This is a genomic window from Vulcanococcus limneticus LL, from assembly GCF_943369875.1.
Taxonomy (GTDB): domain Bacteria; phylum Cyanobacteriota; class Cyanobacteriia; order PCC-6307; family Cyanobiaceae; genus Vulcanococcus; species Vulcanococcus limneticus_A.
Genome location: NZ_CALROT020000005.1, coordinates 78747 through 92046, shown reverse-complemented (window position 1 = coordinate 92046; position 13300 = coordinate 78747). Strand labels below are relative to the sequence as shown.

15 protein-coding genes are annotated in these 13300 nt (G+C 74.3%); 7 read left to right on the top strand and 8 right to left on the bottom strand.

Annotated features, from left to right (window positions below; translation table 11 throughout):
* Positions 1 to 118: 118 nt before the first annotated feature.
* From ACLV7J_RS07560 to prfB, 6 genes are all read right to left on the bottom strand, one after another.
* Complete coding sequence (locus ACLV7J_RS07560; protein ID WP_411868487.1) at positions 119 to 895, bottom strand: MBL fold metallo-hydrolase; 777 nt, start codon at positions 893 to 895, stop codon at positions 119 to 121.
* Positions 896 to 947: 52 nt separating this feature from the next.
* On the bottom strand, positions 948 to 1568 hold the full coding sequence (locus tag ACLV7J_RS07555; RefSeq protein WP_411868486.1) for an anthranilate synthase component II: 621 nt from the start codon (positions 1566 to 1568) through the stop codon (positions 948 to 950).
* A 96-nt stretch (positions 1569 to 1664) separates the two neighbouring features.
* Positions 1665 to 2162, bottom strand: a complete 498-nt coding sequence (locus ACLV7J_RS07550) for a diacylglycerol kinase family protein (protein WP_411868485.1) — start codon at positions 2160 to 2162, stop codon at positions 1665 to 1667.
* Between the two features lie 78 nt (positions 2163 to 2240).
* Positions 2241 to 2864 (bottom strand): rRNA maturation RNase YbeY, encoded by a 624-nt coding sequence (ybeY, locus tag ACLV7J_RS07545; protein WP_411868484.1) that lies wholly within the window; start codon positions 2862 to 2864, stop codon positions 2241 to 2243.
* A 3-nt stretch (positions 2865 to 2867) separates the two neighbouring features.
* Complete coding sequence (locus ACLV7J_RS07540) at positions 2868 to 3095, bottom strand: DUF3285 domain-containing protein (RefSeq protein WP_411868483.1); 228 nt, start codon at positions 3093 to 3095, stop codon at positions 2868 to 2870.
* Positions 3088 to 4213 (bottom strand): peptide chain release factor 2 gene (prfB, locus tag ACLV7J_RS07535; protein ID WP_411868482.1). Its coding sequence is split into 2 segments (ribosomal slippage): positions 3088 to 4137 and positions 4139 to 4213, totalling 1125 coding nucleotides; the frame shifts between segments, so codons are not numbered across the junction. The genes ACLV7J_RS07540 and prfB overlap by 8 nt, the downstream gene beginning before the upstream one ends.
* Before the next feature lie 120 nt (positions 4214 to 4333).
* On the opposite strand from prfB, the gene ACLV7J_RS07530 reads away from it, so the two are divergent.
* From ACLV7J_RS07530 to gshB, 4 genes are all read left to right on the top strand, one after another.
* Positions 4334 to 4783, top strand: a complete 450-nt coding sequence (locus ACLV7J_RS07530) for a YeeE/YedE family protein (protein WP_411868481.1) — start codon at positions 4334 to 4336, stop codon at positions 4781 to 4783.
* Entirely contained in the window at positions 4780 to 5181 is a 402-nt protein-coding gene (locus tag ACLV7J_RS07525; RefSeq protein WP_411868480.1) for a DUF6691 family protein, read from the top strand. The genes ACLV7J_RS07530 and ACLV7J_RS07525 overlap by 4 nt, the downstream gene beginning before the upstream one ends.
* A gap of 63 nt (positions 5182 to 5244) precedes the next feature.
* A complete protein-coding gene (gene grxC / locus ACLV7J_RS07520; protein ID WP_411868479.1) occupies positions 5245 to 5511 on the top strand; it encodes a glutaredoxin 3 in 267 nt (88 codons plus the stop codon).
* Positions 5508 to 6533: a glutathione synthase gene (gene gshB, locus ACLV7J_RS07515; RefSeq protein ID WP_411868478.1), complete on the top strand. Its 1026-nt coding sequence runs from the start codon at positions 5508 to 5510 to the stop codon at positions 6531 to 6533. Before grxC ends, gshB begins: the two co-directional genes overlap by 4 nt.
* A 24-nt stretch (positions 6534 to 6557) precedes the next feature.
* Here gshB and ACLV7J_RS07510 read toward each other — a convergent pair whose 3' ends face one another.
* Entirely contained in the window at positions 6558 to 8240 is a 1683-nt protein-coding gene (locus tag ACLV7J_RS07510; protein WP_411868477.1) for a patatin-like phospholipase family protein, read from the bottom strand.
* Between the two features lie 58 nt (positions 8241 to 8298).
* Entirely contained in the window at positions 8299 to 9783 is a 1485-nt protein-coding gene (locus tag ACLV7J_RS07505) for an isochorismate synthase MenF (protein ID WP_411868476.1), read from the bottom strand.
* A gap of 38 nt (positions 9784 to 9821) precedes the next feature.
* On the opposite strand from ACLV7J_RS07505, the gene menA reads away from it, so the two are divergent.
* Genes menA through ACLV7J_RS07490 form a run of 3 tightly spaced genes read left to right on the top strand, consistent with a single transcriptional unit; the run spans position 9822 to position 13284 of the window.
* Entirely contained in the window at positions 9822 to 10841 is a 1020-nt protein-coding gene (gene menA / locus ACLV7J_RS07500; RefSeq protein ID WP_411868475.1) for a 2-carboxy-1,4-naphthoquinone phytyltransferase, read from the top strand.
* Between the two features lie 5 nt (positions 10842 to 10846).
* Positions 10847 to 11950, top strand: coding sequence for an o-succinylbenzoate synthase (locus ACLV7J_RS07495; protein ID WP_411868474.1), 1104 nt, complete (start codon positions 10847 to 10849; stop codon positions 11948 to 11950).
* Entirely contained in the window at positions 11947 to 13284 is a 1338-nt protein-coding gene (locus tag ACLV7J_RS07490; RefSeq protein ID WP_411868473.1) for an AMP-binding protein, read from the top strand. Before ACLV7J_RS07495 ends, ACLV7J_RS07490 begins: the two co-directional genes overlap by 4 nt.
* Positions 13285 to 13300: the final 16 nt, after the last annotated feature.

The window sequence follows — 13300 nt, the reverse complement described above, 5'->3', positions numbered from 1 at the left end:
CACGCGCGGGGGCACGACCCTAGGCAGGGCGGCTGGGTGGCTCTGTGCCTGCCGACACGGCTCCGGACGCGGTGTCGATCGGCTGGGTGGTCGGTCCCTGATCAGCGCACCGCCGGGATCAGCGCAGCACGAGCACCTTGGGCCCGTCGTCGAGCTTGCCGGGCAGGCTGACGCTGCGGCCGGAGCGCTGCACCGGCGTGCCGCCCAGGGCCTGCAGGAACGGCTCCACGCTGCCTTGGTCGCAGTTGGCGGGGGCCTTGCCGCTCACGTACTGCACCGGGATCACGCGACGCGGCTCCAGCTCCTTGACGACTGCCGCCGCCTCGGCGCCGTCGTACACCTTGGCGCCGCCGCCCACGCCGATGATCAGCACGTCGGGGCGGCCCAGCAGCACCCGGTCCTCGGGGCGCAGGCTGGCGGCGGTGCCGCCGAGGTGCGCGAATTCCAGCCCACCCTGCTTCCAGCGCCAGAGGGTGGCGTTGCCGAAGCGGCGGCCGCCGACCCGGTCGTGGGGGGCGGCGATGCCCTCGATCCTCAGGCCGGCGATCCGGTAGGAGCCGGGGCTGGCCAGCAGGCGGCCGCTGGCCACGTTGGCGCCCTCATCCAGCAGGCGGCTGCTGGCCAGGATCACGTTGGCGCTCACCCGAGGTTCGGCCAGGCCCGCGGCGCAGCCCACGGCCTTGAAGGGATTGAGCAGCACCGAGGCACCGCCGCCCTGGATCAGCAGGGCGCTGTGGCCGTAGCTGGTGATCGTCACCCCCGAGTCGGCGCGGCCCGCCGGCACCGATCCCGCCAGCAGGCTGGCCCCCAGAGCGGCTCCGGCCGCCAGGCCCGGGAGCCGGCCCCGCGTCAGGACACTCCGGCGGGACACCAGGGGGCGAAGCGACAGGGCCATGGCGAAGGCGCCGGCGGGCGGAGGTGGCGCGAACCTAGCAGCGTTGCCCGGCCTAGGCCGCCGCGGTCACGGGGGGGCGCTGGGCGGCAGCCTCGCGCAGGAAGTTGGCCAGCAGCCGGTGGCCCTCCTGGGTCAGCACGCTCTCGGGGTGGAACTGCACCCCCTGCAGGTGGGGATAGTCGCGGTGGCGCAGGCCCATCACCGTGCCGTCCTCCAGCCAGGCGGTGATCTCCAGGCAGGCCGGCAGGCTCTCCCGCTCGGCGATCAGGCTGTGGTAGCGGGTGGCGGTGAGGGGGTTGGGCAGGCCGGCGAACACCCCCTGGCCGCCGTGGTGCACGGGGGAGGTCTTGCCGTGCATCAGCTCCTTGGCGCGCACCACCTTGCCGCCGTACACCTGGGCGATCGACTGGTGGCCCAGGCACACCCCCAGGGTCGGGATGGTGGGGCTCAGCTCCCGCAGCACCTCCAGGCACACCCCCGACTGATCGGGGTCGCCGGGGCCGGGGGAGATCAGGATGGCGTCCGGGGCCAGGGCGCGGATCTGCTCCAGGGTCAGGGCGTCATTGCGCTCCACCCGCAGCTCGGACGCGATCGGGTGCTCCCCCGCCAGCTCCCCGAGGTACTGCACCAGGTTGAAGGTGAAGCTGTCGTAGTTGTCGAGAACGAGAAGCATCAGGCCCGGCCGCGGGATCTGGATTCAGCCAGGCCTCCATTCAAACGCGCCGCCCCGCAGTGCCGCCCTGCAGGTCCGCCCTGAGGTGCCGCCGGCTCAGAGACCCAGCCGCGCCAGCAGAGCCGGCACCAGCAGCAGGGCGGCGATCAGCAGCGAGGCCAGGGCGGCCACCAGCACGGCCGCAGCGGCGCAGTCCTTGGCGATGCGGGCCAGGGGGTGGAAGCGGCGGCCGATGGCCAGGTCCACCACGGCCTCGGTGGCGGTGTTGAGCAGCTCCAGCACCAGCACCGCCGTCACGGTGAGCACCAGCACCGCGAGCCGATCCAGGCTCAGGCCCAGCCACAGCCCCAGGCCGAAGGTCACCGCGCCGGTGACCACATGAATGCGGAAGTTGCGCTGGCTGCGGAAGCCGTAGGCCAGGCCCTGCGCCGCATAGCGGAAGCTGGCCGGCAGATCGCCCGCCACCTGCCAGGCGCCGAGGCGCCGCACCTTGGCCGCCGGCCGCTCCGCTCCTTCCACATCCAACTCCAGGGGCAGCTCCGTGCCGGCGGCGCGCCGTCGCCGCGGCGGAGGTGGAGTCTGGGGGACGAGCATGGCCACGGCGCCCGGATCAGAGTCCGGCTGCACCCTACCGCCGTTATCCGGGGGGGAAACCCCCTGGACCTCGCCGGCTCAGCCGGCGGCCAGCAGCTGCTCCTGGCGCGCCAGCATCGCCGCCAGGCTGGCGTCGTCCGGGTGATCCCAGCCCAGCAGGTGCAGCAGGCCGTGGCTGGCCAGGAACAGCAGCTCCCGCTCCAGGCCGTGGCCGTGCTCCGGAGCCTGGCGGGCGGCGGTCTGCAGGGAGATGACGATGTCGCCCAGCTCCAGGGGCTCGGCGTGGGCCTCCTCCTCCTCCCCGTCGTCCCCGTCGGCCCAGTCGGGCATCGGCATCGGCGGGGCGCCCTCCAGGCCGTCGTCCTGGGCGGCGAAGGCGAGCACGTCGGTGGGGCCCTGCTTCTGGCGCCAGTCGGCGTTGAGGGCGGCGATCTCGGCGTCGCCCACCAGGCTCAGACCGAGGCTGTAGGCCGGTGCCTGCAGCTCCGCGGGCAGCTCGGCGGCCAGCTGGTCCAGCCAGGCGCTGAGGCGCCCGTGCCAGAGCTCGGCGCCCTCCAGGGGATCGGCCCAGGTGCCGGCGGCCTGCAGCAGCTCCGGCTCCAGCTCCCCGTCGGCTGAGAACGCCAGGTCCAGATCCGCGCTGGCGGCCGGGCCCGGGGGTTGAGGGCTGGAGTCGATCGGTTGGTTCCGCTCGGCGGCCATGGCTCAGCCCCCCGGCAGCTGCGGCCGGCCCAGCCAGGCCACCAGCACGATGAAGCCGAGGAAGCCCGCGGCCGTGAGGCCCAGGTGGAACAGGCTCTGCTTCCCTTTGCGCACCATGTTGCGCATGGCGAGCTTGGTGAAGCTGGGGTTCTCGCCCTGGGCCGGCTGGCCGGCTGCGGGGTCGGATCCGGGGCCGGGCGCGCTGGTTGGGCGATCCGTGGGCTCAGTCATCGGCCGCGGCTCCTACCTCAACGCCGGCATGCAGCAGGCTCTGGATGAAGGGGTCGAGGTCGCCGTCCATCACGCCCTGCACGTCGGTGGTCTCGTGCTGGGTGCGCAGGTCCTTCACCATCTGATAGGGGTGGAAGACGTAGTTGCGGATCTGGTTGCCCCAGGCTGCTTCCACGATGTCGCCGCGGATGTCGGCGATCTCGGCGGCCCGCTGCTCCTGGGCGATCACCAGCAGCTTGGCCATCAGCAGGGCCATGGCCTTCTCCTTGTTCTGGAGCTGGGAGCGCTCCTGGGTGCAGCGCACGAACAGGCCGGTGGGGATGTGCAGGATGCGCACGGCCGTTTCCACCTTGTTCACGTTCTGGCCGCCGGCACCGCCCGAGCGGGAGGTGGTGATCTCCAGGTCCTTTTCGGGGATGTCGAGCTTCACCTCCGCCTCGATGTTGGGCATCACCTCCACGCCGGCGAAGCTCGTCTGGCGCTTGTCGTTGGCGTTGAAGGGCGAGATGCGCACCAGCCGGTGGGTGCCCTTCTCGTTGCGCAGGTAGCCGTAGGCGTAGCGGCCCTCGATCTCGATCGTGCAGCTCTTGATGCCCGCTTCCTCGCCCTCACTGAGCTCGTCCACGGTCACCTTCATGCCGTGGTCCTCGGCCCAGCGCGTGTACATGCGCATCAGCATCAGCGCCCAGTCCTGGGCGTCGGTGCCGCCGGCGCCGGCGTTGATCGAGATCACGGCGCCCTCCTTGTCGTAGGGGCCGCTGAGCAGGCGCTCCAGCTCCCAGCGATCCAGATCGGCCCGCAGCTTCTGCAGGGCCGCGTTGGATTCGCCCAGCAGCTCGTCGTCGGGCTCGAGGCCGTAGAGCTCGAGGGTGGCCTCGCCGTCGGCCACGGCGGTCTGCCACTGGGCCAGCTGCTCGAGCTGGGCCTTCACCTCATCGAGCTGGCGCATCTTGGCCTGGGCCTGCTTCTGGTCATCCCAGAAGTCGGGCTGGGAGGCGAGCTGCTCGAGGTCCTGCTGGCGGGCTTTCAGGGCAGGGACGTCAAAGACAGTCCTGGGCGTTGCCCAGGCGGTCAGTGAGCTCGGAGAGGTCGCGCTTGAAGTCGGTGAGGTCGAGCACCGGTGGGGCTTGAACGGTGGTCTGACCGTACTCAACGGCGTTGCTCCCGTGACAGTGATGGGCGCGGCCTGGCCCCGACGGCCCAACCCCTAACAATTGGGGCTGCCTCTGCCTGCTGCAATGGCATCCCTGTTCCCCAACGGCATCGCCAGCTACCTCGGAGGTGGACTGGTGATGGGTGCGGGACTGGCCCTGCTCTACCTCACCCTGGGGGTGAAGGCTGGTGCCAGCTCCTGTCTGAGCTCCACGCTCACCTACGTCACGCCGCTCACGGCCGAGCGCAGCTCCCGCGACTGGCGGTTGGCCATGGCCCTGGGCACGGTGGCGGGTGCCTGCCTCTGGGCCCTGCTGCACCAGGGCTTCTTCCACACGGCCGTGGCCCCCTGGCGGCTGGCCCTCGGCGGGGTGCTGGTGGGCTACGGCAGCCGGCTCTCCTCCGGCTGCACCTCCGGCCATGGCCTGATCGGCCTGGCCTCCGGCTCCCGGGCCTCGCTGCAGGCGGTGCTCGTGTTCATGGCCGTGGCGATCGCCACGGCCCAGGTGCTCTGGCACAGCGGGGTGCGGCCATGATCCGCCTGCTCTGCGCCCTCGCCGGCGGGGTGGTGTTCGGCTTCGGCCTGGCCTTCAGCGGCATGGCCCGGCCGGAGGTGGTGCTCAGCTTCCTGCAGCTGCGCGATCTGGGGCTGCTGCTGGTGATGGCGGCGGCGCTCGCGGTGCTGGTGCCGGTGTTCCTGCTGGCGCCGCGCCTGCGGCCGCGCACCGTGCTGGGGGAGGCCTTCTCCGCCGAGGTGAAGCCCTTCCACCGCGGCCTGATCCCCGGGGCGGTGCTGTTCGGCCTGGGCTGGGGACTCACCGGGGTCTGTCCCGGCGCCGCCGTGGCCAGCCTGGGGCTGGGCAATGGGCCGATCCTGATCGCCCTGGCCGGGATGCTGCTGGGGGCCTGGCTGCAGGGCCGGCGGGCGGCCTGATCGGGGGGGAGCGGGGTCCCAGCTTGCGCTGTCTAGGATCCGCCAACCTGTTCAGAGGCCCCGATGGCGGCGATGGTCGAGATCTACATCTGGCGGGCCTGCCCGTTCTGCGTCCGCGCCAAGGCCCTGCTCGACCGCAAGGGGGTGGCCTACACCGAATACGCCATCGACGGCGATGAGCGGGCCCGCGCGGCCATGGCCGAGAGGAGCGGCGGGCGCCGCAGCCTGCCCCAGACCTTCATCAACGGTCAGCACGTGGGCGGCTGCGACGACCTCTACGCCCTGGAGCGCTCCGGTCAGCTCGATGCCCTGCTGGGGGCCGCGGCTTGAGCCCGAACCCAACCGCCAGCGGGCTCGGCAGCCTGGGTGACAGCGGCCGGGAGCCCCAGCTCTTCGTGGTGGATCCGATCGCCCGGCTCCGCCCCACCAAGGACTCCAGCGTGGCCCTCATGCAGGCGGCCCAGCGGGCCGGCCAGCAGGTGTGGGTGGCCACGCCTGCTGATCTCTCCGTGACCGGCCTGGAGCCCGGCCACGAGCCCCTGGTGTGGGCCCAGCCCGTGGAGCTCGCGGACATCCGGCCCACCCCCGAGGGCTGGCACGTGCCGGAGCCCTGGGTGGTGCTGGGGGAGCCCCGCTGGCTGCCCCTGGGCCACTTCCCGCGGGTGTGGATGCGCAAGGACCCCCCCGTGGATGAGGCCTACCTCTATGCCACCCACCTGCTGGAGCTGGCCGCTTTCCAGGGGGTGCGGGTGCTCAACCACCCCGCCGCCCTGCGCAGCTGGAACGAGAAGCTCGGCGCCCTGCGCTACAGCCACCTGATGGCGCCGACGCTGGTGAGCGCCCAGGTGGAGCAGCTGGCGGCCTTCGCCCGCGACCACGGCGACGTGGTGCTCAAGCCCCTGGGCGGCCGCGCCGGCCAGGGGGTGGTGCGCAGCCACGGCGGCGCCCCCGGCCTCAAGGCCCTGCTGGAGCTGGTGACCCAGCAGCAACAGCTGCCGGTGATGGTGCAGGCGTTCCTGCCGGCGGTCACCGCCGGCGACAAGCGCATCCTGCTGGTGAACGGCGAGCCGTTGGGCGCCGTGAACCGCCGGCCGGCCGCCGGCGAGTTCCGCAGCAACCTGGCGGTGGGGGGCGAACCCGAGCCCACCGAGCTCACCGACCAGGAGCGCCGGATCTGCGCCGAGCTGGCGCCGGCCCTGCGGGCCGAGGGCCTGTTCTTCGTGGGCATCGACGTGATCGATGGCCGCCTCAGCGAGATCAACGTGACCAGCCCCACCGGCGTGCGCGAGATCGAGCGGCTGGGCGGCATCCCCCTGGCGGACCTCACCATGGCCCGGCTGCTGGAGGCCTGAGCTCCGCTCAGCTGCGCCCTGCGCTCAGCGGCTCTGGGCCAGGGCCTCGCGGAGCACCTGGTGGGCGTGGCTGTAGCCCTCGTCATGGATCTCCCGGTAGCGCTTCCACTCCAGGAAGGGGAAGCGGCCGATGTCCGGGTGCAGCATCACGTCCGCCAGTCGCTCCTGGGCCTGGGTCTCGGCATGGGAGGCGCAGAGCATCGAATCGATGATCGTGCGGCCCAGCGACGGGCGCTCGCGGCTCCCTGGGCCCGGCTGGGGCAGGGAGCCCAGGGAGATGGCGATGATCCGCCCGTCGCTCTCCCGCCGGGCCTCGCAGACGGGCAGGTTGTTGAGGATGCCGCCATCCACGTGCAGCTGGCCCTGGCTGTCCTCCACGGGCGGAAAGATGCCCGGCACCGACATGCTGGCGATCACGGCGTTAGGGATGTCGCCCTGGCTCCAGGCGTGCAGCCGCTTGCTGGAGAGGTTGGCGGAGAAGCAGCGCAGCGGCAGCCAGCTGTCCTGGATCTGGGTGGCGCCGAAGAAGCGCTGCAGCTCCCGGCGTGAGTTGGCCAGGGTGAACAGGGAGTCGCGGGGCAGGGTGAGGCCGTAGGGCCGGGCCTTGATGATCACCCGCTCCAGGTTGGCGAAGATCTCCTGGGCCGGGTGCTCGAAGGCCGCCAGGGACGCCACCAGGGCGCCGATGCTGACGCCCATCACCATGTCGATGTCGTCCAGACCCAGCTCCTCCATGGCGCGGATGGCGCCGATGTGGGCAAAGCCCCTGGATCCGCCGCCCCCCAGCACCAGCACGTTCTGGCGCCGCAGGGCAGCCCGGGCCAGCCGCTCCAGGTGCTGGGGCCGCTCCGGCTGCAGGTTGAGCACCTGGGCGTAGCGCCGCTGGGTGGCCCAGGGCCGGGAGCTGGGGGTGCGTTGCTCCCGGGGCCAGAGCCGCACCAGCAGGGCGTTCTCGTCGAGCGTCTCGGGCAGGCTGAGGCTGGTGGCCTGGCCGTCGCCGAGGATCAGCAGCCGGTCGATCAGCAGCTGGTTGCGGCGGCTGAGCAGGCCGGGATCGTCGCTGAGCACCACCGTGAGCTCCCCGGAGCGGGTGGCGTCGGCCAGCAGCGCATGCAGGCGCTGCTCCTCGCCGGCCCCGAGCCGCTCCAGCCGGGCCCCCTGGCCCTGGCCGTCGCTCCGGGCCAGCCGCTGCAGGGGTTCGCTCAGCTGCTCCAGTGCTGCGCGGGTCAGCGGCGAGCCGGGGCTGGCGTCGTGGATCAGCACCGCATCGAGGGGTGCCCGCCGCGGGTCGCGGCCCAGGGAGGCGGCCTCCGCCAGGGAGGCCAGCACCCGGGCCTGGAGCGTGGCCTGGTCCTGGAGCAGCCCCAGCAGCTGGTCCCGATCCAGCTGGAGGTAGTCCACCGGGGTGAGGGCCACGGCGGAGGCGGAGCGCGGCTCGCCGCAGATCGGTCCGTACTCCCCCACCAGTTCACCAGGCACCACCTTGCGGAAGAACGGCGTGGAGGCGTTCAGGGGACCGGTGTGCAGGCCGAGCACGCCGCGGAGGAGCACGTAGCTCACCTCCCCGGCGTCGCCCTGCTGGAACAGCACCTCCCCTTCCCGCAGCGATCCGGTGCGCGGCTGCAGCTGGGTGAGGCGCTGCGGATCGAGCCCCGCGAACAGGCTGGAGCCGCTGAAGGCCTCCGCAAGCAGGGTGTCGAGCTGCATGTCTGGCCTTATGCGCTACCCGTTCCGGGCGTTGGTCCCTGCGGGGATCATGCCGGCCTCAGCGGTTGGCTGCCGGTCGCAGCGGTGGCCGCGCGGGCTCCTGGGGCAGGTTCAGTTGCTGCTGCAGCACCCCCAGCTTGAGGGCCACCTCCTGCAGCTCCCGCTCCGGCACCGAGCCCTGCACCAGCCCGGCGCCGGCGGTGAGTTCGAGCTGGCGGCCGTGCAGGCTGCCGCTGCGGATCGCCACCCGCAGTTCGGCGTCCCCCTCGCTGTCGATCCAGCCGATCGGGGCGGCGTAGTGGCCGCGCTCGAAGGGCTCCAGGCTGCGCAGGGCCGCCATGGCCTCCCGCCGCGGCAGCCCCGCCACCGCCGGCGTGGGATGCAGGGCGCCGGCGAGGGCCAGGGGCTGCTGGCCGGCCAGGGCCGCCGTGATCGGCGTGTGCAGATGCACCAGCTGGCCGTGGCGGGCCAGGCGCGGATGGCGGGGCCGGCGCGGATCGAGGCCGGCCTCGCGCAGCACCTGGGTGATGGCCTCCACCACCAGCTCGTGTTCGTGGCGGTCCTTGCTGGAGCCGGGCAGCAGCTCGGCGGCGGGGCCGATCGGGGCGGTGCCGGCCAGGGCGTCGCTGCGCAGCTGGCCCTGGCGCACGGTGAGCAGCCGCTCCGGGGAGGCCCCCAGCAGGGCGGCGCCGTCGGCAAGCTGCCAGAGGAAGCGACAGCTGCCGGGCTGGCGTTCGCGCAGGTGGGCCAGCAGACGCAGGGGGTCGAGGGGGGCATCCAGCAGCAGCTGCTGCCGCACCGCCAGCACCAGCTTGCGCAGGGCGCCGGCCTCCACCAGCTCCAGCCCCCGCTCCACGGCCGTGCGGTAGCCCTCCTGCCAGGGGGAGCGCTGGGCGATGGCGGGGCCCCGGTCCCGGCCGGCCCAGGCCTCGGGGTCGCCGGGCAGGGCCTCCAGGTGTCGGGCCTGCTCCCACAGCTCCTCGGCCACGCTGCGGGCGGTCACGTCGCCCCCCAGGCAGCGCTGCAGCCGCAGCCAGCAGTGGCGGCCCTGGCGGCTCAGCTGCCAGCGGGGCAGCACGGCCTGCACACCGGGCACGCCGCTGCCCTCCTGGAGTGGGCTGTCGAAGAAGGAGAAGGCCAGCAGCACCCGTGGCCGCGCCAGGGGCGGACAGGGCTGCGGTGCCGCCAGCCGGCTCAGGCTCACGGCGCTGAAGCGCTGGGCCAGCTCAAAGCGGCGCGGGCCGCTTAGCTCCAGGCTGTGGGTCTTGCCGCTGGCCGCCAGGCAGAGGCCCGGGGCGCCGTCCCAGAGGAAGCGGAAGCGGTGGCCGCCCTCCAGGTGGGGCAGCAGGGCCAGCGGGTCCCGGCTGGCCAGGGGGATCGCCAGGCTCAGCACGCCCTCGTCCTCCAGCTGGCGGGCCCCCTGGAGCGCCGCTGCCAGCAGGTCCGCGAAGGAGGCGGCCCCGCTCTCCGGGGCGCTGCCTGGGCTGCTGGGGGTGACGCTGGGTGGAGCCTGCACCGAGGCGGAGGCGAGGCGGCTGCTCAAATGTATGGGCCTTCTCCCGCCGCCAGGCGCCGGCAGCCATGTCCGAGCCCCAGGTCGTCGCAAGCCTTCACGCCCCCCCGGGGCTGAATGGCGCCGCCCCGGCTCCGGACCGCCGCCGCCTCTGGAAGGCGGCCATCAAGTGGCCGATGTATGCGGTGGCGGTGATGCCGGTGCTGCTGGCCGCCGGCTGGCGGGTGGGCCAGGGGCTGGCGGTGCGGCTCGATCAGCTGCTGCTGTTCCTGCTGGCGGCGGTGCTGCTGCTGGCCTGGGAAAACCTGGCCAACGATGTGTTTGATGCCGATACGGGCGTGGATGCCCAGGGCAAGCCCCATTCCCTGGTGAACCTCACCGGCCGGCGTGACCGGGTGGCGGCCCTGGCCAACGGCGCCCTGCTGCTGGGCCTGGCCCTGATGGCCCTGGTGGCCCTGCGCAGCAGCCCGGCGGTGCTGGCCCTGGTGCTGGCCTGCTGCGGCATCGGCTACGCCTACCAGGGTCCGCCGTTCCGCCTGGGCTACCGCGGCCTGGGGGAACCGCTGTGCTGGATCGCCTTCGGGCCCTTGGCCACGGCCGCCGGCCTGCTGGCCCTGGCACCGCCCGCCGAGGCCGGTGGCGGCTGGCTGGCGGCGGTGCCCTGGCGCACGGCGATCGAGCTGGGCAGCGGTCCTGCCCTGGCCACCACCCTGGTGCTGTTCTGCTCCCACTTCCACCAGGTGGAGGAGGACGCGGCCCACGGCAAGCGCTCGCCCGTGGTGCGGCTCGGCACCGGCACGGCCGCCGGCCTGGTGCCCTGGTTCGTGGCCGGCACCCTCTCCTTTCAGTGGGCGCCGGTGCTGGTGGGCCAGTGGCCGCTCACGGCCCTGCTGGGGGTGGCGGGGCTGCCGGCGGGCCAGGCCCTGATCCGGCTGTTGCGGGAGCACCACCGCGATCCGCAGCGGATCAGCGGCAGCAAATTTCTGGCCCTGCGCTTCCAGGCCCTCAACGGCCTGGGCCTGGCCCTGGGCCTGGCCCTGGGGCCGCTGCTGGCCCCCTGGCTCGGGGGCGTCCCCGGCGGCCGCTGAGCGCGGTGGCGGCGGATGCCCTGCGGCTGGCGGCGCCCGGCGGCAGCCGAGAGGCGCTGCTGCAGCTGGCCTGGCGGCCCTTCCAGTTCCCCCTGCCGCGGGCGCTGGTCACGGCCCAGGGGGCGCTGGCCTGGCGGCGCGGCTGGCTGCTGCGCCTGGAGGACGGGACGGGCGCTGTGGGCTGGGGCGAGGCGGCACCGCTGGAGTGGGCTGAGACGCGGGGCGCCGGCGTGGATCGGCGTGGGGCCAACGCGCTGGCCCAGGAGCCTGGAGCGGTCAACGCACCGGCCCATGCCGCCTGCGCGGCGGCGATCGAGGGACTGGGCGCCCTGGTGTCCCGCCAGGAGCTGGAGGCCCGGCTGCCCACCCTGCCGCCGGAGCTGAGCTTCGCACTGGGCCTGGCCCTGGCGGAGCTCGATGGCCTGGGCTCGCCCGCCAGCGGCGGCTGGCGGGCGGCACCGCCGGCGGCCGAGCTGCTGCCGGCCGGTGAGGCGGTGCTGCCGGTGCTGGAGGACGTTCTGGCGGCCCGCCAAGCGCCGGCGGCGCTCCCCCCCTCGCCCCTCACCGTGAAGTGGAAGGTGGCCGCCACCGACGACGGCCTGGAGCGCCGCCTGCTGGAGCAGCTGCTGGCCGGGCTGCCCGCCGGGGCGCGCCTGCGCCTCGATGCCAATGGCGGCTGGGATCGCGCCACCGCCGGGGCCTGGGCCGATCGCCTGGCCGGCGACCCGCGGCTGGAGTGGCTGGAGCAGCCCCTCGCCCCCGCCGATCAGGCGGGCCTGGAGGCGTTGGCGGCGCGGCTGCCGGTGGCCCTCGATGAGTCGCTGCGGCAGTGGCCCGCGTTGATGGCGTCCTGGCCGGGCTGGCAGGTGCGGCGGCCGGTGCTGGAGGGGGATCCCCGGCCCCTGCTGGCGGAGCTGGCCGCGGGCCGGCCGCGGCTGATGCTGAGCACGGCCTTCGAGACCGGGGTGGGCCGCCGGCTGCTGGGTCATCTGGCGGCCCTGCAGGCCGAGGGCCCCACGCCCACCGCCCCCGGCCTGGCGCCGGGCTGGCGGCCGGAGGGGCTGCTGTTCAGCGCCGATCCCCAGCGGGCCTGGGAGGCGCTGGCGTGAGCGGCGGCGTGTGGGAGCTGGGGTCCGGCCGGGTGCTGCTGCCCTGCGGCCCCGACCCGGCGGCCACGGCGGCGCAACTGGAAGCCCTGCTCGCGCAACGGCGGGTGGTGGGCCTGGCCGGTCCCCAGGAGGAGCGGGAGCTGGCGGAGGCCCTGCGGCCGGAGCCTCCGCGGCGGGGCGGGCCTGCGCCAGAACCGGCGGAAGCCTGGGCCGCCGGGCCCTTGGCCGCGGCGATGGCCGGCCCGGCGGTGGTGGTGGGCAGCGGCGGCAGCAGCGGTGCCCGCCGCTGGGTGCTGCAGACCCTCGCGAGCCTGGAGGCGGCGGTGGAGGCGCTGGCGGCCTGGCTGGAGGGCCTCGACCTGGATCCGGCTGCGGCGCTGATCCTCAACCCCCTGCCCCTGCATCACGTGAGCGGCCTGCTGCCGCTGCTGCGGGCGCGGCGGTGGGGGGCCGAGCTGCGCTGGCTGGAGCCGGCCCTGCTGCGCGACCCGGCCCGCCTGGCCTTGGCCCAGCCCCTCGATCCGGGGCGGCCCGCCCTGATCTCCCTGGTGCCCACCCAGCTGCAGCGCCTGGTGGACCACCCCGATGGCCTGGCCTGGCTGGCCCGCTGTGCCGTGATCTGGGTGGGCGGCGCGGCGCTGCCCTCGGCCCTGGCGGAGCGCTGCCGGGCCGCCGGCCTGCGGATCTCGCCCTGCTACGGCAGCAGCGAGACCGGGGCCATGGTCTGCGCCCTGGAGCCGGAGCGCTTCCTGGCCGGGGACCCCGGCGTGGGCCGGCCCCTGGGCCATGCCGAGCTGGCGATCGCCCCCGGCGATGGCGCCGTGCGGATCCAGGCGGCGAGCCTGGCGGCCGGTAGCTGGACGGCCGGACAGCTGCAGCCGCTGCCCCTGGAGGATGGCTGGTGGTGCAGCGGCGACCGGGGCCGCCTCGGCCCGGCCGGTCTGGAGCTGCTGGGCCGCCTGGATGGGGCCATCAGCAGTGGCGGCGACACCGTGTTCCCGGAGCAGGTGGAGGCGCGGCTGCGGCAGCTGGCGGAGCAGGCGGGGTTGCCGCTGCGGGCCCTGCTGCTGCTGCCCGAATCCGATCCGCTCTGGGGCGAGCGCCTGGTGGGGCTCTACCGGCCAGCAACGGCCCCTGGCAGCGCCGCCGGAGCGGACCAGGCCGTGCCGGCGACGCTGGCGGAGCAGCTGCGGCAGCTAGCGCTGCAGCTCCCCCCCAGCCAGCGGCCGCGGCGCTGGCTGTCCTGCGCCGAGCTGGCCCCCACGGCCCTGGGCAAGTGGCAGCGGGGCCGCTGGCGCACCTGGCTGATGCAGCAGCCGATCACAAACCCGTGACAGCGCCCCGGGACCT